Annotated in this window: 21 protein-coding genes, 1 pseudogene and 1 riboswitch; of the genes and pseudogenes, 7 read left to right on the forward strand and 15 right to left on the reverse strand. The window is 73.8% G+C overall.

Features of this window, described 5'->3' with window-relative positions; translation table 11 throughout:
• Window positions 1-92 precede the first annotated feature (92 nt).
• The 3 genes from dhaL to IG90_RS0113390 all read left to right on the forward strand — a co-directional run bounded on the left by dhaL (window position 93) and on the right by IG90_RS0113390 (window position 1724).
• Window positions 93-704 carry a dihydroxyacetone kinase subunit DhaL gene (gene dhaL, locus IG90_RS0113380; protein WP_030582588.1) on the forward strand — a complete coding sequence of 204 codons (612 nt, stop codon included), beginning with the start codon at window positions 93-95 and terminating at the stop codon, window positions 702-704.
• Window positions 701-1111, forward strand: a complete 411-nt coding sequence (locus tag IG90_RS0113385) for a PTS-dependent dihydroxyacetone kinase phosphotransferase subunit DhaM (protein ID WP_030582591.1) — start codon at window positions 701-703, stop codon at window positions 1109-1111. Before dhaL ends, IG90_RS0113385 begins: the two co-directional genes overlap by 4 nt.
• Before the next feature lie 109 nt (window positions 1112-1220).
• Window positions 1221-1724 (forward strand): NUDIX hydrolase, encoded by a 504-nt coding sequence (locus IG90_RS0113390; RefSeq protein ID WP_030582595.1) that lies wholly within the window; start codon window positions 1221-1223, stop codon window positions 1722-1724.
• Here the strand turns inward: IG90_RS0113390 and IG90_RS0113395 are convergent.
• The 4 genes and pseudogenes from IG90_RS0113395 to IG90_RS0113405 all read right to left on the reverse strand — a co-directional run bounded on the left by IG90_RS0113395 (window position 1658) and on the right by IG90_RS0113405 (window position 6069).
• The gene (locus tag IG90_RS0113395; protein WP_030582598.1) at window positions 1658-3448 is read right to left on the reverse strand and encodes an ABC-F family ATP-binding cassette domain-containing protein; all 1791 of its coding nucleotides are present in this window, start codon (window positions 3446-3448) and stop codon (window positions 1658-1660) included. The two genes, IG90_RS0113390 and IG90_RS0113395, sit on opposite strands and share 67 nt — an antisense overlap.
• Window positions 3449-3714: 266 nt before the next feature.
• Window positions 3715-3900: pseudogene (locus IG90_RS46870) on the reverse strand (SDR family NAD(P)-dependent oxidoreductase); the annotation flags it as partial.
• Between the two features lie 34 nt (window positions 3901-3934).
• On the reverse strand, window positions 3935-5080 hold the full coding sequence (locus IG90_RS0113400; protein ID WP_033894145.1) for a PP2C family protein-serine/threonine phosphatase: 1146 nt from the start codon (window positions 5078-5080) through the stop codon (window positions 3935-3937).
• Window positions 5081-5307: 227 nt separating this feature from the next.
• Complete coding sequence (locus IG90_RS0113405) at window positions 5308-6069, reverse strand: GNAT family N-acetyltransferase (protein WP_030582603.1); 762 nt, start codon at window positions 6067-6069, stop codon at window positions 5308-5310.
• A gap of 514 nt (window positions 6070-6583) precedes the next feature.
• On the opposite strand from IG90_RS0113405, the gene IG90_RS0113410 reads away from it, so the two are divergent.
• On the forward strand, window positions 6584-7465 hold the full coding sequence (locus IG90_RS0113410) for an RNA polymerase sigma factor SigF (RefSeq protein ID WP_030582608.1): 882 nt from the start codon (window positions 6584-6586) through the stop codon (window positions 7463-7465).
• A gap of 157 nt (window positions 7466-7622) precedes the next feature.
• Here the strand turns inward: IG90_RS0113410 and IG90_RS39400 are convergent, their stop codons facing one another.
• Window positions 7623-8375, reverse strand: coding sequence for an adenosylcobinamide amidohydrolase (locus IG90_RS39400; RefSeq protein WP_030582611.1), 753 nt, complete (start codon window positions 8373-8375; stop codon window positions 7623-7625).
• Window positions 8376-8589: 214 nt separating this feature from the next.
• On the opposite strand from IG90_RS39400, the gene IG90_RS0113420 reads away from it, so the two are divergent.
• Window positions 8590-9633 carry a DUF2382 domain-containing protein gene (locus IG90_RS0113420; RefSeq protein WP_030582613.1) on the forward strand — a complete coding sequence of 348 codons (1044 nt, stop codon included), beginning with the start codon at window positions 8590-8592 and terminating at the stop codon, window positions 9631-9633.
• Window positions 9634-9916: 283 nt separating this feature from the next.
• A riboswitch (cobalamin riboswitch) is annotated at window positions 9917-10103 on the reverse strand.
• Between the two features lie 136 nt (window positions 10104-10239).
• Here the strand turns inward: IG90_RS0113420 and IG90_RS0113425 are convergent.
• From IG90_RS0113425 to IG90_RS0113465, 9 genes are all read right to left on the reverse strand, one after another.
• A complete protein-coding gene (locus IG90_RS0113425) occupies window positions 10240-11463 on the reverse strand; it encodes a beta-ketoacyl-[acyl-carrier-protein] synthase family protein (RefSeq protein WP_030582616.1) in 1224 nt (407 codons plus the stop codon).
• A complete protein-coding gene (locus IG90_RS0113430; RefSeq protein ID WP_030582619.1) occupies window positions 11460-11735 on the reverse strand; it encodes an acyl carrier protein in 276 nt (91 codons plus the stop codon). The genes IG90_RS0113425 and IG90_RS0113430 overlap by 4 nt, the downstream gene beginning before the upstream one ends.
• Window positions 11736-11840: 105 nt before the next feature.
• Entirely contained in the window at window positions 11841-13853 is a 2013-nt protein-coding gene (locus IG90_RS0113435; RefSeq protein ID WP_030582621.1) for an acyl-CoA dehydrogenase family protein, read from the reverse strand.
• 73 nt (window positions 13854-13926) lie between these two features.
• Window positions 13927-15183 carry a beta-ketoacyl-[acyl-carrier-protein] synthase family protein gene (locus IG90_RS0113440; RefSeq protein ID WP_030582624.1) on the reverse strand — a complete coding sequence of 419 codons (1257 nt, stop codon included), beginning with the start codon at window positions 15181-15183 and terminating at the stop codon, window positions 13927-13929.
• Window positions 15167-16282, reverse strand: coding sequence for a beta-ketoacyl-ACP synthase 3 (locus IG90_RS0113445; protein WP_030582627.1), 1116 nt, complete (start codon window positions 16280-16282; stop codon window positions 15167-15169). The genes IG90_RS0113440 and IG90_RS0113445 overlap by 17 nt, the downstream gene beginning before the upstream one ends.
• Before the next feature lie 100 nt (window positions 16283-16382).
• A complete protein-coding gene (locus IG90_RS0113450; protein ID WP_030582630.1) occupies window positions 16383-17315 on the reverse strand; it encodes a carbohydrate kinase family protein in 933 nt (310 codons plus the stop codon).
• A complete protein-coding gene (locus IG90_RS0113455) occupies window positions 17299-18777 on the reverse strand; it encodes an MFS transporter (protein ID WP_030582633.1) in 1479 nt (492 codons plus the stop codon). The genes IG90_RS0113450 and IG90_RS0113455 overlap by 17 nt, the downstream gene beginning before the upstream one ends.
• Entirely contained in the window at window positions 18774-19451 is a 678-nt protein-coding gene (locus tag IG90_RS0113460; protein ID WP_030582636.1) for a winged helix-turn-helix domain-containing protein, read from the reverse strand. Before IG90_RS0113460 ends, IG90_RS0113455 begins: the two co-directional genes overlap by 4 nt.
• Window positions 19452-19531: 80 nt before the next feature.
• Window positions 19532-20101, reverse strand: coding sequence for a PadR family transcriptional regulator (locus tag IG90_RS0113465; RefSeq protein WP_030582639.1), 570 nt, complete (start codon window positions 20099-20101; stop codon window positions 19532-19534).
• Between the two features lie 147 nt (window positions 20102-20248).
• On the opposite strand from IG90_RS0113465, the gene IG90_RS0113470 reads away from it, so the two are divergent.
• Complete coding sequence (locus IG90_RS0113470) at window positions 20249-20674, forward strand: nuclear transport factor 2 family protein (RefSeq protein ID WP_030582642.1); 426 nt, start codon at window positions 20249-20251, stop codon at window positions 20672-20674.
• A gap of 25 nt (window positions 20675-20699) precedes the next feature.
• Here the strand turns inward: IG90_RS0113470 and IG90_RS0113475 are convergent, their stop codons facing one another.
• Window positions 20700-21572, reverse strand: coding sequence for a substrate-binding domain-containing protein (locus tag IG90_RS0113475; RefSeq protein WP_030582644.1), 873 nt, complete (start codon window positions 21570-21572; stop codon window positions 20700-20702).
• A 353-nt stretch (window positions 21573-21925) separates the two neighbouring features.
• Here IG90_RS0113475 and IG90_RS39405 point away from each other — a divergent pair, with 353 nt between their 5' ends.
• Complete coding sequence (locus tag IG90_RS39405; RefSeq protein WP_411572617.1) at window positions 21926-22573, forward strand: M12 family metallo-peptidase; 648 nt, start codon at window positions 21926-21928, stop codon at window positions 22571-22573.
• The last annotated feature ends 41 nt before the right edge of the window (window positions 22574-22614 follow it).

Genomic DNA, 22614 nt, shown 5'->3' on the forward strand with positions numbered 1-22614 from the left:
CGGGTACGCGACCCCGGTGCGGGGTCGGTCGGCCGTACTGCCCGTGCCGTCGGGACGATCCGTCCCGGCGGGACCGAGGAACAGGAGATCATGTGCTCGACACCGACTTCTTCCGCCGCTGGATGACCGCTGTCGCGGCGTCCGTGGAGCGTGAGGCGGACCATCTGACCGAGCTGGACTCGGCGATCGGGGACGCCGATCACGGCAGCAACCTCCAGCGCGGCTTCACGGCGGTGACGGCGGTGCTGGAGAAGGACGCCCCCGCCACTCCCGGCGCGGTGCTCACCCTGGCCGGACGGCAGCTCATCTCCACGGTCGGCGGAGCATCCGGCCCGCTGTACGGGACGTTGCTGCGCCGTACGGGCAAAGCTCTCGGGGACGACGAAGAGGTGACGCAGGACCAGCTCGCCCAGGCGTTCGCGGCGGGGGTCGCCGCGGTGGGTCAGCTGGGCGGCGCCCAGGCCGGGGACAAGACGATGCTCGACGCGCTGCTGCCCGCGGCCGAGGCCCTCGCCACCTCGTTCGACGGCGCCGCGAACGCGGCCCGTGCGGGCGCCGTGGCCACGGTGCCGTTGCAGGCGCGCAAGGGCCGGGCCAGCTATCTCGGCGAGCGCAGCATCGGGCATCAGGACCCGGGCGCGACCTCGTCGGCGCTGCTGGTCGAGGCCCTGGCGGCGACCGTGGCGGACGGAGCGGGCGCGTGAGCGGCGAGCGGCAGGTGGGCATCGTACTGGTCTCCCACAGCGGTCCGGTCGCCGATTCGGTCGCCGAGCTGGCCCGGGGGCTCGCCGCCGGAGGGGTGACCGCGCCGGTCGCCCCGGCCGGCGGGCTGCCGAACGGCGGGCTCGGGACGAGCGCGGAGCTGATCGGCCGGGCCGCCGCCGCGGTGGACCGCGGTGCGGGCGTCGCGGTCCTGGTGGATCTCGGGAGCGCGGTCCTCACGGTGAAGGCCATGCTCGCCGAGGGCGACGAGCTGCCCGAGGACACCCGGCTCGTGGACGCGCCGTTCGTGGAGGGTGCGGTGGCCGCCGTGGTGACCGCCTCCGCGGGCGGCGATCTCGCGGCGGTGGAGGCGGCGGCCTCGGAGGCGTACGGCTACCGGAAGACGTAGGGGCGTCGGGGTGCCGACGGTCGGCGGGGCCCGCCGCCGGGGCCGGCACTCCCCCGCGCCGCCCACCCTCGCGTGGCGCCCCGTACTCCGCCGCAGCAGACTTGACGCCATGTCGACAGGCAGGCGCAGTGCGGGGCTTGTTCTCTTCCGGGTCACGGACGCCCGGGGCGAGCGGGATGTCGAGGTGCTGATCGGGCACATGGGCGGGCCGTTCTGGGCGGGGCGGGAGACGGCCGCCTGGTCGGTGCCGAAGGGCGAGTACGGGCCGGAGGAGGGAGCGGAGGCGGCTGCCCGCCGGGAGTTCACGGAGGAGCTGGGGGTACCGGTCCCGCCGGGCGATTTGATCCCCCTGGGCGAGTCGCGGCAGCGCAGCGGCAAGACCGTGACCGTCTGGGCCCTGGAGGCGGAGCTGGACGTGGCGTCCGTCGTGCCTGGGACGTTCACGATGGAGTGGCCGCGTGGGTCCGGCGTGCAGCAGGAGTTCCCGGAGATGGACCGGTTCGCCTGGTGCACGCCGGAGCAGGCCGCCGAGCGGCTGATCGCCGGTCAGCGGGTGTTCGTCGACCGGCTGCGCGCCCGGGTGCGCGGGACGGCCGCCTCCCCCGACGCGTAGGCCGGTACCGCATCCGCCGGGCGGCCGGCCCGCAGTTCCAGGACGTCGCCGGTGAAGCGGGCCCGGAAGCTGCGGTCGTGCGAGACGACGACGACCGCGCCCTGGTACTGGTCGAGGGCCCGCTCCAGCTCCTCGACCAGGCTCAGCGCGATGTGGTTCGTCGGCTCGTCCAGCACCAGCAGATCGGCCGGCCGGGTCACCAGCCGGGCCAGGGCCAGCCTGCGTTGCTGGCCGACGGAGAGGGACGCGACGGGCACGTCGAGGTCCTCGGGGCGGAACAGGCCGAGGGCGAGGAGTTCGTCGGCGTACTCGTCGGGGAAGCCGGGGCGGCCCGCCGCGAAGGTGGCGAGCAGGGTGCGCCGGGTCGGCCGGGCGGGCAGTTCCTGCGGGAGGTAGCCGATGCGGGCATGGCGGGTCACCGTGCCCGTGCCGGGAGCCAGGTCGCCCGCGAGGACCCGCAGCAGGGTGGTCTTCCCGGCCCCGTTCTCGCCGGTCACCAGGAGGCGGTCTCCCGATGCCACGCGCAGGGAGGGGAGGTGGAGGCGGTCCCCGACGGAGACGGCGTCCAGCTCGACGAGGGGCCTCGCACCACCCGCCGTGCCGGTTCTGATGCCGCCCGCCGTGCCGGTTCCGTCAGCGGCTCCGACCCGGGCCGCCGTGCCGGTCTCCGTGGCCACGGCCGGGCGGCCGGTGAAGGCGAGAGGTCGGGGCGGGGGCGGCACGGGAGACCTGCGCAGGGCGTCCAGCCGGGTCCGGGCGGCCCTGACCTGACCGGACAGCTTGGCCTCGTGCGAGCGGCGGTGCTTGCCGAAGCCCTGTCCCGGGTCCCCTCCGGTGGCCGTGAGCCGCGCTCCGGCGGCCTCGACCAGCTCCTCGGTGCGGGCCAGGTCCGCCAGGTACTCCTCGTGCTCCTGGGCCCAGCGGCGGCGGGCGGCGGCCTTGGCCGTGCGGTAGCCGTCCCAGCCGTCCCCGTACCGGGTGACCGTGCGCAGGTCACGGTCGACCTCCAGGATCACCGAGGTGACGCGCTCCAGGAACGCCCGGTCGTGGGTGATCGCCACGACGGTGCCCCGGTGGGCGCGCAGATGGTCCTCCAGCCAGCCGACCGCGCGGGCGTCGAGATGGTTGGTCGGCTCGTCGAGCAGCAGCAGTTCCGGAGCGGCGGCCAGCACGCAGGCGAGGGCGAGCCGGGACTGCTCGCCGCCCGAGAGCGTGGCGAGGGCACGGTCCCGGGTGAGGTGGGCGAGGCCGAGGCCGTGCAGAGCCGCTTCGGTGCGGGCGTCCGCCCGGTAGCCGTCGCGGTCCTCGTAGGCGGTGAGGAGTTCTCCGTACGCGGCGAGTTCCGCGTCGGTGGGCCCCGGGTCGCCGGGCTTCCGCTCCGAGAGGCCGGCCTCCGCCTCGCGGATACGGTGTTCGAGGTCGCGCAGCTCGGCGAGGGCCGCGTCGACGGCGTCCTGCACGGTGCCGGCCGGGTCGAGGCCGAGGGTCTGGGCGAGGTAGCCGGTGCCGCCGGGGAACCGGACGGTGATCTCTCCGGTGTCCGGTTGTTCCGCGCCGGCCAGCAGCCGGAGCAGGGTGGACTTTCCGGAGCCGTTCTCGCCGATGACGGCGGTCTTCTCACCGGGCCCGACGGTGAGGGTCACCTGATCGAGTACGGAGCGGTCCCCGTACGCCTTGGAGACGTCCTTCATGGCCAGTTGAGCGCGGTCGCGCTGGGGGTGCATGGGTGCCTTTTCCCTGGGTGACGGCCCGCGGCGGCGCGCACGGGGGCGCGGCGGCGGGGCGTGGATGCCGGACGGCGGAGGGGACGGCGGCGTGCGCTCGGGGTGACGTCGACGTCACCGGGGGCGTCTCACAGCGACGCGTGGTGCGGCGCGCGGCGGCCGTCCGGGCCGGGAATCAGCGGAAGAAGTAGAAACGGTACGAACCCATGCCGACGAGTCTAACGGCGGCTCGCCGGCCCCGCCGAGAATTTCCGCCCGCCCCGGCGGCGGCCGCCGGGAAGGGAGCAGGGCCACCGTCGTACGGAGGCGGTGACCTTCAGCAGGACCTGGCCGGGGCTGACCGCGTCGATCCGGACGTTCTGTCCGGCGCGTTCGAGCGCCGCGGTCTTGGTGAGGCCGACGACGCCGTGCTTGGCCGCGACATAGGCGGGCGAGCCCGCGAAGCCGTCGGTGCGCGCGCTCAGGCCACGGGGGCGTCGGGGGCTCTCAGACCACGGGGGCGCGGCGCAGAGCGAGCGCGGCGACGTCGTCGCGCCGGACGCCGCCGGAGAAGCTCTCCAGATCGACGTGGAGCGCATCGAGCAGTTCGCGGGGCCCGTGCCCGGCCCAGCCCCCGACCCGCTCGTCCAGCGGGTAGAAGGCGCCGGCGGTGTCGCGCGCCTCGGTCACCCCGTCGGTGACGACGAGGAGCGTCGCGCCCTGTGGGAAGTCGAAGGACTCGGCCGTACGGGCCTCCCGGCTGAGTCCGGCGAGGCCGAGGGGGACGTACGTCCGGTGGAGGGTGACGGCCGAGGTCCGGCCCTCGTGCAGCAGGCGCGGCGGCAGGTGGCCGCAGTTCACGGCCTCCACCCGGCCGCCCTCGTCGAAGCCGAGCACGAGCGCGGTCACGAAGCGTTCGGCCTCACCGGTCTGGGCGGAGAACACGTTGTGCCGGACGACGGCGTCCTCCAGCGCCTCCACCACGCCGGTGAGCGTGGGTTCGCGGATGGCCGCCTCGCGGAACGCGGCGATGGCCGCGAATCCGGCGCCGATGGCCGCGAGCCCCTTGCCCTGGACGTCTCCGATGATCACGCGGGTCCCGTAGGGCGACTCGACGACCTCGTAGATGTCTCCGCCGACGAAGCGGTCCTCCTCGATCGGCTCGTAGAGTCCGTGCGCGAGGACGTGGTCGGTCTCGACGGGCAGCGGCCGCAGGATCTGGCGCTGCAGGGTGACGGCGGCGGACCGCAGCCGCGCCATCTCGGTGGCGTGCCGGATGCGTGCCGCGCAGGCGGCGACCCCGAGGGCGCAGGCCAGTACGGCGAAGCCGATGCCGAAGACGAAGTCCCAGAAGGCGCCGTCCGCGCCGACCCGGAAGCCGACGACGACCGTGGTGATCCACACCGCGACCCAGATCGTCTGGCGGAGGCTGCAGTAGACGGAGGCCAGGGCCGGGACGACCACGAGCAGCGGAACGACCCGCAGGTCGTTGCCAGTCGTGGCGTCGAGGACCACGACCAGCACCGTCAGCAGCGCCAGACCGCCGACCAGCGCCCAGTTGCCGATCCGGCTCCGGGACACCGCCGCGATGCCCGCGTCCGGACCGGGCGCGGCACCGCTCCGGTGCCGTACCCCGCTCTGCTTCGGCGCCATGTCCAGCAACCTCATGGGCACGGCCTGTCCTCCCGCTGATCTCCCGGCGCCGCCCGCGGTTTCGGGCGGTCCCTTCCAGTTGACCGGGGCGCGGGCGTCCGCGCAGGAGGGCTTAGGGCCCTGAACGGGGGCCGAAGGTCCCGCCCGGGACTTCCGGCCCGGGGCCTGGGCCCCCGTACCGGGGTGCCTCAGGTCCCGTCCTGCGGATACCGGTGCCGGCTGCCCGGTCAGCGCAGCGAGGGCCTGCGGGTCCCGTCGGCCGACGGGAGCGTGGCGGGGACCAGGGCGGAGAGGAATTCCGTACGCCGGCGGAGCCGGAAGCCGATGGACTCGTAGAGCCGTACGGCCCCGGTGTTGGAGGCGGAGGCATGCAGGAACGGCGTCTCGCCGCGCTCTCGGACGCCGTGTGCGACCGCCAGGACCAGTCGGCTCGCCAGCCCCTGCCCCCGTACGGACTCGTCCGTACAGACGCCGCTGATCTCGGTCCAGCCGGGCGGGTGCAGCCGCTCCCCCGCCATCGCCACCAGGGTGCCGCCCCGGCGGATGCCCAGATACGTACCCATCTCGACCGTGCGCGGCAGGAAGGGGCCGGGGCGGGTGCGTGCCACCAGGTCCAGCATCTCCGGCACGTCCTGCGGGCCCAGCCGGACCGCCTCCGGATCGGGTGCGGCGGCCACCGAGTCGTCGACCAGCTGGACGCCCTCGGCCCGGAAGACGATCTCCCAGTCCTGTGGCGGCGGCGCCTGGAGCGCGGCCAGGGCGACGGAACCGCCCGGCCCAGCGAGCCCCGCGACATCCGCCCAGTCCTGGGCGTCCGGGACGTCGGGGAGCGCGATCCAGGGGGTGACGTCGACGGGATAGCGCAGGATCCTCCCATGCCTCTCGGCGAAGTGGGCGTGCGGACCGGTGAGCGAGGACCGGGCGGGGTTGTCCAGCGGATGCGGCCGGGACGTGGCATCGGTCCGGGGCCGGGTGTGGTTCTGGGGCATGGTCTTCCTCGCTCCGTCCTTCGCGTCGCGCGGTTCCTCGACGACGTTCGCGCGGTTCCTCGACGGCGGGCCCCCGGCGCCGGGGGCGATGCGCCGCCAAGAACGGAAAGCCTGTGGGTCCGGCACGTATTCCGCGAGGGGAGTCTGTTCATGACACCGCGATCACCGGGGTGCACCGATGCCCCGGCGCGCGCCCGCGTGGACGAGCGGCGAAATCGACTCATCCGTAGGCCAATACGCGCCGGTCCGGTCCCAACCGCCGCCTGCCTGTGGCACTCTGGTGGCGACCGCCCCACCGGGCTCCCCCGTACCGGTGGGGCGGTTCTTTGCGCCTGCCTGGCCGGTGCCTTTCGGCAGCGCCCGCCAGATGACGGCACCTCAGGGCCGAACCAGGCCTGTTTCCGGCCAACTCGCACCGTGTGGCCAGATCAACTCGCTGCGCCGCGCATGAGAGTCGCACCCCCGGGAAGGCGAACAGGCCTCAGGGCCTACGAACCAGGGAGCGTGAAGCGACATGACCGTGCACAGTGCGCAGACCGCACAGACGGCCGGTACGGAGCGGGCGGGCGCCACCGAAGAGCTTCCGTGGATCGAGGAGGCCGGGAAGATCGCCCCGATGGACGCGCGCCGGCTCTCACGTCTCTTCTTCGACCGCCTCCAGGTCCTGGAGGAGGGCACGCACGAGTACCAGTACGCGCGCAACACCCTCATCGAGATGAACCTGTCCCTCGTCCGCTTCGCCGCCAACCGCTTCCGCAACCGGGGCAGCGGCGACATGGAGGACATCATCCAGGTCGGCACCATCGGGCTGATCAAGGCGATCGACCGCTTCGACCTCTCGCGGGAGGTCGAGTTCACCTCGTTCGCCGTGCCGTACATCGTCGGGGAGATCAAGCGGTTCTTCCGTGACACGAGCTGGGCGGTGCACGTGCCGCGGCGCCTCCAGGAGCTGAGGGTCGACCTGGCGAAGGCGAAGGAGTCCCTGGCGGGCGACCTCGACCGGGACCCCACGGTGCAGGAGCTGGCGGAGGACCTGGGGATAACGGAGTCCGAGGTCACGGAGGGGATCGTCGCCTCCAACGGCTACACGGCGGGCTCCCTGGACATGCCGACCGACACCGCGGAGGCCGGGCCCGGGCAGAACGCCGGGCGGACCTTCGCCGAGGTGCTGGGCGAGCCGGACCCCGCCATGGAGACCGTGGAGAATCTCCACGCCCTCGCTCCTCTGCTGGGCGAACTGGACGAGCGGGAGCGCCGGATCATCGACATGCGCTTCGGCCAGGAGATGACCCAGGCGCAGATCGGCGCGGAGCTCGGAATCTCGCAGATGCACGTGTCCCGGCTGCTGAGCCGGATGCTGGGCAAGCTGCGGAGCGGGATGCTCGCCCACGAGTGAGCATCCCGGGCGGCTCGTCGTCGGGCATCCCTTCATCCCGCCCTGCCCCATCCCCCCTGGTCGAGGTCGTCGGCGGTGAGCGGACCGCGCCCGCCGCGTCAGCAGCGACGGGGGCGACGCGGTGGTGCGGCACCCGGTGACGGTGGACCGAACCCCGTCACGCTGCCGGGCGGGCCCCCGCCAGTACGGCGGTGTGGACGGCGCGGGCCATCCGCGCTCCCCAGAGGGAGCGGGGTCCGGCGAAGGGTTCACCGCCGTCGGGCCCCGGTTCGGGGGCGGCGACGCACACGGCGTCCGTGGGGGTGCCCGAGCAGTCGAGTCCGGCGTCCAGGAGGGCCTGGACCTTGGCCTCGGTGGCGGTGGCGACGGCGTTGACGAGGGCGGCGTCGGAGAGCGCGACGGGCAGCGTGAGGACGATGTTGACCGTGCCCGGCCGGAACCGGGGCGCCTCACCGTCCTCGGCTGCCGCCGCCCAGCCCCGTACACCGAGGCCCGTCGTGACGGTCGCCGTGACACCGCCGTCGTGACCGGTCGTGTACGCGGCGACATCGGCCGCGGTCATCAGCCCGGCGCCCGGGCCGGTGAGCCCCTCCGCGGCGGCGATCTCGGCGAGGTGGCGGTCCGGGTCGAGGCGAGGGTAGCCACCGGGGACCTGGGCGTTGAGGATCCAGGCCCGGGGGCCGATGCCGCCGCCGAGAACCGCGCTGCTGCAGACCCGGACGCCGGGCCCCAGCCGCCAGAGGAGGTGGTGGAGGCGGCGCCCGTCCTCGTGCCGGTCGCGCAGTTCGCCGCGTTGCGCGGGCAGCCGGACGCGTACGGAAGAGATGGAGATGGCGCACTCCCCTGGTGGCTCGGCGGATCGGCGGGTGGGCGGTGGTCCGTCGTCCGGCCGCCACCGTCCGCCGATCATATGCGGGAGCCGCACCCTCACCCGATTGGCCTAACGGGTTCCATTGCGGCCGGGTGCCGCCGCAATGGGCCGGGGCCCCGCACCGGGCTTTCGGGGGCCGCGATCGGGGCCTGCGGGCGGTTGCAGCGACCATGGGGGTGAGGCGCGATGGAATCCGGACGCGCCACCTCCGGTGGAGCCAACCACAGGGCGTGCCCGAGAGGAGGAATCGGTTATGGGAGCCGCTGACGGTTTCACGGATTCCGGAGAACTCGACGGTCTGACCGTGTACGACAACGACGGCGAGAAGGTCGGCAGTGTGGGCCGGGTGTACATCGACGACGACACCGGCAAGCCCGACTGGGTCACGGTCAAGACCGGCCTGTTCGGCATGAAGGAGAGCTTCGTCCCGCTCGCCGGAGCCCGTCGAGTGGGCTCCGACCTGCACGTCGCCCATCCGAAGGACAGCGTCAAGGACGCCCCCCGGGTGGACGCGGACGCGCACCTCTCCGTCGCCGAGGAGGAGGAGCTGTACCGGCACTACGGCCTGACCAGGAAGTCCGGCAACCTCGGCGAGAACCGGTCGGCCGGCATGGACGCGCCGACCACCGCCGGGACAGGTGCGATGGGCGCGGCCGGTGCCGCGGGCGCGGCCCGTGGGACCGGAAAGGCCCCCGGCGCCAAGGCGACCGGTAAGGCGACCACGGCGGGGACTAGCGCCGGGGCGGCCGGCGCGGGAGCGACGGGAGCGGGCATGGCAGGAGCAGGCAGCGGTACGGGCAGGCACCGCGACACGGACGCCTCCACAACGGCCCGCCCGCTGGCGGGCGCCGGCGCGGGTACGTCCCGGGCGGCCGGCATGAGCGGCAAGGAGGAGCTGATCCGCTCCGAGGAGCAGCTGCACGTCGGCAAGGAGGAGTACGAGAGCGGCAAGGCGCGGCTGCACAAGTACGTGGTGACCGAGGAGGTCACCCGGACCGTGCCCGTGTCCCACGAAGAGGTCCGCGTGGTCCGCGAACCGCTCCAGCCCGGTGAGAAGAGCACCGGGACCACCGACTTCGGCGAGCAGGACGTCGAGGTCACGCTGCACGCGGAGCGCGCCACCGTACGGAAGGAAGCCGTGCCGGTGGAGCGGGTCCGGCTGGAGACCAACCGGGTCACCGAGCAGAAGGAAGTCTCCGCCGAGGTCCGCAAGGAGAAGATCGACTACACGGACGGCAGGGACATGGGCACCGGCAAGGACGCCGGTGGCGAGTTCGGCCAGGGGCGACGCCGCTGACCCGCACCTTCTCAGGTGGCCGCACGGCCGCTCCCACGCCCTCGGCCGCCGGGCGGGCTCGTACACCGGGCCCGCCCGGCGGGCTGTCCGGCCCCGTCCGCGCTCAGCGGCGTACCGAGGGGCGTCGGGGCTCGGCGGCGCGGCAGGAACCGTACCGAGGGAGGAGTCCCGCCGCGAGCACGGCGGCGGTACGTGTCGGGGCGGGGCGGCCGTGGACAGCACGAAGGACCTCTGTGTCTCCGGGCCCAGCCGTGGAGCCCGTCGTCCGGTTCCCGTACCCCGGTTCGGGGCGCGGGTGCCAGCAGGTCCTCGGAACCCGGGTTCGTCCGGGCGGGACGCCTTACCGGAGCACGTGGGTACTCCAGTGGCCGTGTCCCCCCCGTCCCCCTCACCGCCGCGCGTCAGTTCCGGATTCGCACCGGATTCCCTGACCCCGTCGCTGGGGTTCGACTGGCCCCGGCCGGCTGGCACGCGTCTTCCCGCAGATCAGACGCGGTGCGGCGGGCCGCTGCGCACAAGGCTGGTGTGGCGCGGGGCTGGTGTGGCGCGGGGCCGGTGCGGCGCGGGATCGTCCCGTCCGCACCGGCCTGGCGGACTCCGCCCGGGCTACGGAGCCTGGAGGGCGATCACCGCGTTGTGGCCGCCGAAGCCGAAGGAGTGGCTGACGGCCCGCCGTACGGGCACCTCGCGCGGGACCTTGGTGACGCAGTCGATGTCGAACCCGGGCTCGGGGGCGTCCAGGTTCGCGATCGGCGGGACCACCCCGTGCTGGAGCGTGAGGATCGTCAGGCCCGCCTCGATGGCTCCGGCCGCCCCCATGCAGTGGCCCAGTACGCCCTTGGGGGCGGTGACGGGCGGCCGGTGCGGATAGGCCCGGCGGATGAGGGCGGCTTCGGTGGCGTCGTTGAGGGGGGTCGACGTCCCGTGCGCGTTGACGTGGTCGACGTCCTCGGCGCGCCAGCCCGCTTCTCGCAGCGCGCCGTCGACGGCCGCCCGGGCGACGTCCCCGGAGGGGTGGGGGCTGGTGGGGTGGTGGGCGTCGGTGGTGGCGCCGGTACCCGCGATCAGCGCCCGGGGCAGGGCTCCCCGGGCACGGGCGTCCTCGGCCCGCTCCAGGACCATGACGGCCGCGCCCTCACCCATGACGATCCCGGCCCGGTCGGCGGCGAAGGGGCGGCAGAGGCGGGCGGGGTCGCCGTCCCGCGATGCCGCCGCGCCGGAGCGGGCGAAGCCGGTCATGGCGACCGGGAACACGATCGACTCGGTGGCCCCGGCGACGGCGATGTCGCAGTGGCCCAGCGCGAGCATGTCCCGGGCCACCGACAGCGCGGTCACCCCGGACGAGCAGGCCGTGCACGGGGCCAGGCTGGGTCCGGTGGCCCTCATCCGGATGGCGATCTCGGCCGCGGGCATGTTCGGGATGGTCAGCAGGATGCCCGCGGGCGAGGTGGCCTCGGGGCCGCGCCGCTCCAACGCTACGGCCTGTTCGGTCAGTCCGGCGGATCCTCCGCTGCTGGTGCCGACCACGACGGCGACCCGGGCGCCGTCCCAGTGCGCGGGGTCGAGCCCGGCGTCGGCGACCGCCTCGCGGGCGGCCAGGACGGCGAACTTGACGTACCGGCCCATCCGGAACGCGGTCCGGCCGCCGACCGCGTCGTCGAGGTCGATGCCGGAGACCGTGCAGGCGAAGTCGACCGCGCAGCCTTGCAGTTCGGGGACGGTGCGGGCAGGTGACCGCCCGGCGCGGACGCCGTCCCAGGTGGTGTCGGTGGTGTGGCCGACCGGGGTGATCATCCCCAGGCCGGTGACAGCGATGGCGGGTCGCTTCATCGGGTGTTGCTCACCGGCACCGTGACCTCGGCCGCCGCGCTGCCGACGGCCGCGTCGATGTACGCGGAGATGTCGGCCAGCGTGGCGTCCTTGTACAGCTTCTCCGAGTCGGCGTCGACGCCGAGGGTCTCCTTGATGATGACGGCGAACTCGGCGACCGCGAGGGAGTCCATCTCCAGGCTGTCCATCGTGGACTCCGGCAGGATCTCGGCGGCGGGCACCTTGAACGTCCCGGTCAGCACCTCGGTGATCTTGGGGTGGATGGTCTTCATGGTGGTTCCTCTCATCGGCGTCTCATCGGCTTGGCTTCGTGCTGCGCGGCGGGTCCGTGAACGCGACGGCCCACCGCCCGATGTAACTGGATGACGATTCTCCGGTTACGCCTTCGGGTGAACCGATTCGTCTGCGCTCACCTGCGGCTTCTCGAACCATCGGGAGAGGATCGAGGTGGTTCCCCAGTACGCCAGCAGGACCCCGCGGGTGCCGAGCGCCGCCACCTTCTCGCGCAGCGGCCGCCTCCTGCTGCCGCAGACGGGTCGCCGGAACTCCGCCGCGCGGCCCCGGATTCGCGCCCTGCGGCCCCGGTGCCAGGCCCCCTCGGGGTCGTCGTAGACGTCCGTGTAACCGGGTCCTGCGATCGGCCAGTCCGACATCAGGCACTCGGGAAGCGCGAAGGACCCGACCAGGGCGGGAGTGTGGACGGCCACGGCGGCGATCGCCTCCTCCACCGCGTCCGGCAGCAGGGTGACCTGATCGGCGGTCAGCCGTCCGGAGGCGAGCAGGTCGCCGCAGTTGCGTGCGATCCACCGGAGCGCGAAGAGCCTGCGCAGCTCGCTGAGCCGTTCACGCGCCTCACCCTCGGGCAGGGAGGCGACGGCCTCGGCGTACGCTTCGTCGGCCTGCCGGTAGGCGTGCGCCTCGACGCCCCGCAGCGCGGCCGAGGAGGCGGCGTTCCAGCGGCCGAGCGGGTCGCCGGGCGGTGCGGCGCTCATCCGCTCGCGGGCGCGGGAGAACCAGAGGTCCTCCACGGCCGCGAACAACCGTCCGGTGAAGGCGGGTTCATCGAGCTCATCGGGGCCGTCGCCCTCGACCGCTTCCCGGGCGGTGGCGCTGAACAGCATCTCGGCGGCGGCCTTGGCGTGTACGGCGAGGTTGTCGCCCTCGGCGGTGATCGCGCCCTCGATGCCGGTGAACAGCTCGGTCATGCCGTTGTTCTCCAGGAGCCCCTGGGCGCCGCACCGTTCACGGCACTCGACGATGACGCCGCGCGCCTGCCAGGTGATCCACCCCTTGGCGACGGCCACCAGACGCTCCGCCTCGTCCCGGTCGGCCTCCGGGGCCGACTCCCAGCGGTCCAGGACCCTGCGGTGCAGCAGGCTCATCGCGTAGACGGTGGCCATCGCCTCGGCCAGCGGCCCGTGGTGGGTGCGGTGCGCGTACACCGGGACCCGTTGCGCGGCGCGCGATCCGGAGATCAGCCGGTGACCGGCGTACCGGACGGCGATGGCCAGGGTGACGCGCGCCGAGCCGACGGCGCTGGCGCTCATGGAGAGCTTGCCGGGGGTGACCCGGCCGATGGAGGTGAGGAACCGCCTTCTGCGGTTGGGGACTTCACTGTGGAAGCGGCCGTCGTCGCCGATCCGTCCCTGCTGTCCGGCGAGCAGCGCGTCGCGCGGGACGAAGCAGCGGTCGAAGGAGGTCAGGCAGTGGTCGACCGGGGAACCCATCCGGGCGGGCAGCCGCCGCACCCGGACCCCGGGGAGGGACCGGTGGGTGTCGGTGAGCGGGGTGAGGAAGAGGAAGACCCCGTGGTCGGCGCCGTCGGCGAGCAGCCGGGCGGCCACCACACCGGACTTGGGCCCGCCGGCGGGGCTGGTGTTGGGCATGAACTTCTGCGCCCCGGCGTGCGGGGTGTGCAGGACGAAGCCGTCGCGTTCACGGTCGTACGTCGCGGTCGTCTCGACGGCGGCCGCGTCGTTGCCGTGCGCCACCTCCGTACAGAGGAAGGTGCCCACGCGCCGCAGAGCGAGGAAGTCCGACAAGTCGCGGCGTGGGTCCGCGTCGTGGTCGAGGAGGCTGCCGAGGAAGAGGTTGTAGTGGATGCCCGCCACGGTGGTCAGCGCCGGGTCGACGGGGCCGAGCCACTCGTGCAGTGCGGCCAGCGCCCGAGGGTCGGCGGCCAGTCTCGCGCCGCTGTCGAGCGCGTTGTTGAGGATGCGCAGCCGGTGGTAGGAGAGGGCGAGCCGTTCGTCGGGGGTGCCGCCACCGGGGCGACGGAAAGGTTCCGTTGTGAGCAGCCGTCGCCAGAATCCGTGTTCCTGGCGGAAGTTCGGCCCGAAGAGCACCGCGGTGAGCAAGTCGTTCGTGGACGGCGAGGCCGCGTCATTCATGGTTACGGTCACAACACAGTAACGATCAAGGAACGGCGAGGACACCCCTCGCCGTCCCTAAATGCCCCGCCTTTCAGGCGCGTTGGAAGGCGAGGGCGACGTTGTGGCCGCCGAAGCCGAAGGAGTGGCTCAGCGCCGTCCCGACCCGCTGGTGACGGGGCTCCTTCGTCACGCAGTCGAGCGGGAAGGCGTCGGGGAGCGCGTCCAGGTTGGCGATCGGCGGGATGGCGGAACGTTCCAGCGTCAGGACGGTCGCCACCGCCTCGATCGCGCCCGCCGCCGCCAGGGTGTGCCCGACGACGCCCTTGGGCGCGGTCACCGGCGGCCGGTGCGGGAAGAGCCGGGAGATGAGAGCGGTCTCCATGGCGTCGTTGAGGGGGGTGGAGGTGCCGTGGGCGTTGATGTGGTCGACGTCCTGCGGCGTCCAGCGGGCCTGGTCGAGCGCCACCTGGACCGCCCGCTGGGCGCCGTGCCCGTCGGGGGCCGGTGCGGTGGGGTGGTGGGCGTCCGTGCTGGACCCGGCCCCGGTGAGCAGGGCCCGGGGCCGCCGGCCCCGGGCGTGGGCCCCGGCCTCACGCTCCAGGACGAGCATGGCGGCGCCCTCGCCGATGACGAAGCCGTCCCGGTCGGCGGCGAACGGGCGGGAAGCGGCCGCCGGGTCGCCGGTGCGGGTGGACAGCGCGCCCATCCGGGCGAAGGCGGTGACCACCAGCGGGGTCAGCACCGACTCCGCGCCGCCCGCCACCACCACGTCGCAACTGCCGCCGAGCAGCAGATCGCGGGCGACGGCGATCGCGGTGGCCCCGGAGGCGCAGGCGGTGGCGGGGGCGAGGCTCGGGCCGCCCGCCCTCAGCGCGATGGCGACCTCGCCCGCCGCCGCGTTGGGGATCATCATCGGCACGAGCAGCGGGGAGACCGCACCGGGTCCCGAGGCCGCCAGCTTGGCCGCGTTGTCGACCAGTACGGAGACGCCGCCGACACCCACGCCCAGGACCACCCCGACCCGGCTGCCGTCCCACCGTGCCGGGTCGAGGCCGGCGTCGGCGACGGCCTGCCGGGCGGCCACCAGGGCCAGCTTCACGAACCGGGCCATCCGCCACACCGACCGGCCGCCCACCGCCGCGTCCAGGTCGATGCCGTCCACCGGACAGGCGAAGTCGACCGGCAGACCTGCGAGTTCCTCGCACCGCCGGGCGGTGGAGCGCCCGGAGCACAGCCCTTCCCAGAAACTGTGCTCGTCCGCCCCTGCGGGTGTCACCAGTCCGACCCCCGTCACCGCGATGGCGGTGCCGGCTCCGGCCTCGGTGCCCTGATCAACGGGGAGCGACATGCTGTGTTCCTTCCGTAGAATCCGTCGAAGTGGTCCCCGGTGCCCCCGGCCAGCGAAGTGCCGCCGAACCCCAGGTCAGTCCGCCCCCGAAGGCGGTGAGCAGCACCCGGTCGCCGGAGCGGAGGCGGCCCCCGTCCGCCGCGTCGGCCAGGGCCAGCGGGATGGAGGCGGCGCCCGTGTTGCCGACCCGCTCCAGATGGGTGACGCAGCGCTGCGGCGCGATGCCGACCCGCTCCGCGACGGCGTGCAGGATCCGGGCGTTGGCCTGGTGCGGCACGAAGCGGTCGACCTCGGCCGGGTCCCAGCCGACCCGGTCCAGGAGCGTCCGGCAGGAGCCGGTCATCCGCTCGACGGCGTGCTGGTAGACGGTGCCGCCCCGCATGCGGAAGAACCCGTCGCCCAGGCCCGGCGGCTTCCCGCCCGCCCGCGCGCGGGCCCCGCCGCCGGGGACCGTGATCAGGCCGTAGCCCGTGCCGTCGCTGCCCAGGTCGAACGCGAGCAGCTCCCCGGGGTCGCCGGAGTGTCCGGCCGCCACCAGGGCGGCGCCCGCCCCGTCGCCGAAGACGACGCCCGCCGATCGGTCGGCCGGATCGAGCCAGGTCGAGTAGACGTCAGCGCCGACCAGCAGGACCCGCTCGTAGAGACCCGAGGCGACCAGCCCGTGGCAGACGGCGAGTCCGTAGACGAATCCGCTGCACACGGCGGCGATGTCCAGGGCCGGTACGGTGCCGAGCCCGAGCCGGGCCGCGAGGGCGGGGGCGGTGCCCGGACAGAGGTGGTCGGGGGTGGCGGTGGCGAGGACCACCGCGTCCACCTCGCCCGCCGCCGGGGCGCGGTCCAGCAGCCGGGAGGCCGCCTCGTAGGCGAGGTCCCCGGTGGCGACGCCCGGTCCGGCGCGGTGCCGGCTGCCGATGCCGGTGCGGCGGCGCACCCAGGCGTCATCGATGCCCCAGTCCGCGGGGAGCCGTTCGTTGCCGACCGGCTCCCCCGGCACCCATCCCGCCACGCTCTCCAGCACCGCCGTGCGCGCCCCGGCCGGTAAGACGCCCGCCCGCGTCCCCGGCTCCGTACCGCTGTCGGCCGTCCGTCTCCTCGCCACCCGTTGCCCCGATCCCGTTGTCGTACTGCATCCGGTTGACGAACGGCGGAACGTCTCACGAGGGTGCGTTCGACTGAGCCGAACGGGTCATGACGTGGCGTCAGTTGCGGGCCAGCGCCTCCCGCAGCTCCTCCGTGCCGGGCGGGTTGGCCCCGGCCCGGGAGACGGTCACAGCGGCGGAGGCGACCGCGTGGCGCAGGACGTCGGCGACGGTGTCCCGGTCCACGGCGTGCAGTCGGCCCCGGGCGTCCGGGCCGAGGAGTCCGTGCGCGGCGAGGGCGTGGAGGGCCCCGGACATGAACGCGTCGCCAGCGCCGACGGTGTCGGCGACGTCGACCGGCAGCGCTTCGGCGACGGCCCGGCCGTTGGGGAACAGGGCGAACGCGCCCGCCCCGCCCCGGGTGACGAGGACGAGTGCGGGGCCGGCGGCGAGCCACCGCTCGGCGACCTGCTCCGGCTCCTCGTCCGGGTGCAGCCACCGCAGGTCCTCGTCGCTGGCCTTCACCACGTCGCTCAGCGCGACGCAGCGCTCGACACGGGCCACGGCCCGGGCGCGTTCACCCATCAACTCGGGCCGCACATTGGGGTCGTAGCTGATGGTGGCGCCGGCCCGCAGGGACTCCACGGCGGCCAGGACCGTCGCGGCCCCGGGCTCGACGACGGCCGCGATCGAGCCGGTGTGCACATGGAGCGGCACCCGTTCGAGCACCACCGGGCCCAGGGTCCAGCCGACCTCGAAGGTGTACGTGGCGTGCCCCTGGTCGTCCAGGGCGACGGCCGCCGACGGGGTGGGGCCGACGGCTTCGTCGGTGCGGATCTCGACCCCGGCGGCGGCGAGATGGTCCCGGATGAGCCGTCCATGGCCGTCCGGTCCCAACTGGGTGAGCAGGGTGGTGTCGTGGCCGAGACGGGCCAGGCCGTACGCCACGTTCGCGGGGCTGCCCCCCGGGTGGACCCGGTCGGCCTCGCCCGGCAGCCGGACGATGTCGGCGACGCATTCGCCGATGACCAGCGGATCAAGTCGGTCGAGCATGGAGGTGGGTCTCCTCGGGTTCTGTGTCGTGGAGGTGTCCGGCGGGGCCGGCGGTCGTCGGGACGGTCACCGGCTCCGGTGCGGACGCGTCACCCCGAAGGGGCTTGTCCTGGCCACGCCGGGCGGGCCCGACGACCGACGGGGGAACGTCCGTCGGGGCGGCCCGGCGGACCCAGAGCAGGGCTCCGGCCAGCACGGCCGTGGCGGCCAGCAGCCAGGGCAGGGGGCCCGGCGGGAGGATGCCGGCGGCCAGTCCGGCGCCGGCGGCGACCAGTTGCAGGGAGAGGGACTGGACGGAGAGGGCGGTGGCGCGGCCCGAGGCGTCGACCCGGCGGTGCAGCAGGTCGTTCTCGTTGGGGCCCGCCGCTCCGAGGCCGAGGTACACCAGCCCGAAGCCGGTGACGGCGAGGGCCGTGGCGAGGGGGCTCATCGAGTGCGCGGTGAGACCGAGCAGGGTCAGTCCCAGGGTCACCAGCCCGAGGCTCGCGAGCACGGCGCGCTCACCGCTTCCGGTGAACCGGGCTACGAGCGGGGCGAGTTGACTGCCGAGGGCGGAGCACAGGAATCCGGCGCAGGCGAGCCCCGCGAAGGCCAGGGCCCCGGATTCGGCAGACCCCATGAGGGCGGCGGCCCGGCCCGGGGTGAGCAGTTCGACGGCCGCGAGCGCGGCCCCGGCGGCGCTCGCGGTCAGCAGGATGCGCCGGATCAGGGCGTCCCTGGCGCCGAGCCGGAGCCCGGCGGCGATGGCGACGGGCACTTGGCCCATGACCCGGCGCGGAGTGGTCGGGGGCCGGGGCGGTTCGGGCAGGGAGCTCAGCACGTAGAGCACGAAGACGACCTCGACCAGCGCGCCGAGCAGGGCGGGCACGGAGAGCGGGATCACGAGCCCTGCGGTCATGTCACCCAGCCACTCCCCCACTCCGGGGGCGAAGCCGAGCAGCCAGGGCAGCCCGCCGCCGAGCAGGGTGCCGAGCGCGAGGGCGGCCGACGTGGCGGAGCTGCCGCGCGCCAGTCCGGTACGCAGGTCGGCGTCGGGTCCCGCGTGGGCGTGGACGGTGTCGACGTACCAGGCTTCGGCGGGCCCGCTGGACAGGGCGCGGGCCAGGCCCATCAGGCCCATGCCGAGAGCGATGGCCCAGGCCGTCGCGCCGAGGCCGATGAGGGTGAAGGCGGTGAGGTTGAGCAGTCCGGCGACGGCCAGTACGGGGCGTCGTCCGATGACGTCGGACAGGCCGCCGGTGGGCAGTTCCATCGCGGCGGCCGTGAGGGAGTGCACGGCGTAGCAGCCGGCGATGGCGGCGAGGCCCATGCCCCGTTCGGTGAAGAGGAGCACCCCGGTCGCGATGGACATGCCGATGGGGAGCCAGAAGAGGAAGGAGACCGTGACGAACCGGCGGCGCGCGGTCGCGCCGTCCAGGCCGCGCCCGGTGGCGGCGGGGGCGGTGACCGGCCCGCCGGTCATGAGGCGTCTCCGGCAGCGGCGGCTTCGGGGCCTCCGGCATCCGTCGCGTCGGGTCCGGCGGGGGCGTCCGCGCGGTCCTGACCGGCAACCGGGTCGGGAGCCAGCGGGAGTCCGGCGGTGAACAGCACGACCTGCTCGGCGCGGGGGTCGTCGGCATCGCGGGCGGTCAGCTCGTCCGTCTTCGCCTGGAACACCTCCCACAACTCTGCGAGCGACTCGGGGGTCAGTCGGGGCATGAAGTCGCTGACACCCGACGGCTCCTGCCACTCCTGACCCAGTCGGCCGCTCTCCAGGTCCGCCTCATGGCGGTCCAGGGACCGCTGGAGGTGCTCGATCTGGCGCCGGTGCAGAACGCTGAGGATCGTGCTGCCGCCGGGACTGCGGTGCATCGCCTCATTGCTCCACGAGGTCATGTCGTGCACGGCCCTCCAGCGCCGCTCCCGGCTGTCGCGGTGGTCGGCCTCGACGACGAACGCGTATTTGGCGAGCACCCGCAGGTGGTAGCTGGTGGAGGCCGAGGACTCCCCCGTCCTGACCGCGAGCTCGCTGGCGGTGGCCGGGCCGTGCTGCCGCAGCAGCCCTAGCAGGGTGAGGCGCAGGGGGTGGGTGAGGGCCTTGAGCGCGGCCCCGTCCTGCGCCGGATCGAGTACGCGACGACCGTCTTCGCTGTCCATGACCGCAGCGTAGAACGACGGAGGAGCTTTCCCAAAGTATTTTTGCAGAATATTTTTGGGGAATTCTGGGCAGCGGCGGTTCAGGAGCCGGCGGAAACCTCCCGCCGCGCCCGCAGGACCTCCACCACATCCCGGCACCAGTCCCGGTTGGCACGCTCGAAGTCCCGCCCCCGGCGACAGGTGAGATACGGGCCGACGCGCGGGCCGCGGAGCAGGAACTCCGCCTCGTCCAGCCCTCCGCGCATTCTGCGCAACTGCTCCTCGAACAGTGCGGCCTTGGCCTCGGCGAACGCGTAGCGCTCGGTGAGCCGCTCGATCACCACGTCGGCGTCGAGGTGGTCGGCCGCCTGGACCTGGACCAGCAGGTCCTCCCGGAGGAACGTGGGCTTGGCGGCGGCGGACACGAAGCTCTCCAGCTCGGCCAGCCCCTCGCCGGTGACGCGGAACAGCCGCTTGTTGGGACGCGCCTCCTGGACGACCTCGCGCCCCGCGACCAGGCCCTCCTTCTCCAGCCTGGCCAGCTCCGCGTAGACCTGCTGCGGCAGGGCATGCCAGAAGTTCGCGACGCCGGCCGCGAACGCCTTCGTGACCTGATAGCCGCTCAGCTCCTCGTCGAGCAGCGCCGCCAGCACCGCGTGGCGCAACGCCATCGGACCGCCTCCCTCTCCGCCGCGTCCGGGCAGATCCTGTCCACCCCTGTCCGGAACACCGGCCTCATGATAGTCATGAAACTGACTAGTCACTTTCATGACTATGCAACGCGCCTCAGCGAGGACGCACCTCATCAAGGAGGACACATGACCACCGCAGTGGACCGCTTCCGCGCCGCAGTCGACAGCCGCGACCTCGGTGCCCTGGACGATCTGTTCACCGAGGACATCCGGCTCTACAGCCCGGTGAAGTTCACGCCGTTCGAGGGCCGGCCGGCGGTGCTGGGCCTCTTCGGCGTCCTGCTGCGCACCTTCGAGGACTTCCGTTACGTCGGTGAGTTCGCGGGCGCCTCGCAGACGAGCGCCGACGGGGCCGAGGCCCCGTCGGCGGTCCTGCTCTTCCGGGCGACGGTCGGCGGCCGGGAGATCCACGGCATCGACCTGCTGCACCTGGACGACGACGGCCGGATCAAGGAGTTCACCGTGATGGTCCGTCCGCAGTCCGCCGTCCAGGCGCTGGGCGAGGCGGTGCTCGCCGGCCTGGTCGCCGACGGTCTCGTCCCCGCCCCGTGACAGCGCCGCTCAACAGCGCTCCGGCTCATCTCGCCCGCGCCGCCTCCAGGGCGTCCGCGACCAGGCCCAGGAACCGGGCGTGGTCGCGGGGCCCGTAGAGCGGCTCGGGGTTCCACGGGACGACGGGCGTCGGCACACCCCCGCTCCCCCGCAGCTCCTCCAGAGGGGTGGCGTGGGCGCGGATGTCGGTCAGGATCACCTCGGGGCGCAGCGCGAGCGTGTCGGAGCGGTCGAGCGTGGACCAGTTGGCCCCCGGCCCTTCGGCCGGTTCCACGACCTGGACGCCCAGTTCGGTGAGCACGCGCAGTTCGGGCCACATTCCGGGGCGTGCGACATGCGCCTGGTCCGGGCCGGCCGGGGAGAGGGCGAGCACCCGGGGCGCGTCGGCGGACGTGGCGGCGACGACGGAGCGCAGCCGCTCCCGGGCTGCGCCCAGGTCCTGGTCCGCGCCGGGCCGGTCCGTCGCGCCGAGCGAGCGGGCCAGTTCGGCGAACCGGTCGCCGATCTCACCGAACGTACGGGCCTGGCTGACGTCGAGGACGACCACCGGAACCCGCTCCTCCAGGGGCTTGGCGGTCTCGGGGGCCAGCCCGTAGACATGGCCGCCGCCGTAGCTGACGGCCACCACGAGCTCCGGCCCGGTGCTCAGCAGTCGCCCGACGTCGAGGGCGGCGCCCGCACCGACGTACTCGACCTCGTCCAGCGGCAGCGTCCCGGTCTTCGCCGGGTCGGCGTCCGGTCCGTCGTGGTCGGAGCCGAAGATCCCCACCGGCCGGATCCCGAGGTCCCACAGCGTGGCCCCGGCCTGAACATAGGCCAGCACCCGCGCGGGCGGGCGAGGTGCCGTCGACTGCTGACCCCGGTCGTCGGAGAACCGCCATTCACTCTGCTCCGTCACGCCACACACGCCCCTCTGCCGCCGACTGCCGTTCCGATCGTGCGAGTTCGCACACGTGTACCTGCCCACCTCCTCGGCCCCACACCCCTCTGGCCAGGGAACGAACAGCCGCCGACCGGGTTCGGCCACGATGGGCGGCCCACCTCACCGAATGTTGGAAATGAGGCACCCTCAGCCATCGGGCAGCGCCCTGGGCCGGCCCCTTCCGGACGGAGCCAACTCCCCATGCGCGCGACCCTTCTGAAGGCAGCCCAGCCGTCGGCATCGGTGCGTCGCTCTGTGCGGCCTCGGCGGACGCGCCGGCCACGGCCGGGGCCACGGCTCGTACGGCGGCGAGGGCGCCGCGGTGCCCCGTGGTCGACGTACTGGCCGTCTACACCCGAAGGCCGCGAAGCGGGTCGGCGGCGAGCGGGCTCTGCGGCATCATCCGCGTCGTCCACCCGTACACGGCGACCGGTTACGGGGGCTCCGAGGAGTTCCGCGCGGCGCACACCACCCTGAAGAACCATACGGCGGGGCTCGGACGGCAGGTGCATGAACAGCGGGCGCGGTACGGCGCCGACCTCGTCACGCTCCTCGTGGACCGGCCGGAGCGGGGCGGCGGCACGGCGGACTACACGCCGGCGCTCGACAGTTCCACGGACGAGTACGCCTACGCGGTCGTCGACGTCGACGGCATCGACCTGGATTCGGCGAGCCACGAGATCGGCCACAACCCGGGCCTGGCCCATGACCGCACGACGCCGGCGGGCAACGCGGACGGCTCGATGAGCGTGAGCCGGACCAGGCCGTACAACACCGGCTGGATCACCGAGGACGGCAAGCACTACACGATCATGGCGTACCGCTCCGCGTGCGGGGACCGCTGCCGGCGGATCAGCCGGTTCTCCGGTGCGACGGCGACCTGGAAGGGCCTCCGGTTGGGCGACGCGGACAACGACGGCGTCCGGGTGCTGCGCGAGACCATGCCGATCGTCGCCGGATACCGCGACCAGGGCTGAACCGGCCGCGGGGACGCCCCGCCGTCAGAGGCAGGGGCGCG

The organism is Streptomyces anulatus, from assembly GCF_000721175.1.
Lineage (GTDB): Bacteria > Actinomycetota > Actinomycetes > Streptomycetales > Streptomycetaceae > Streptomyces > Streptomyces anulatus_C.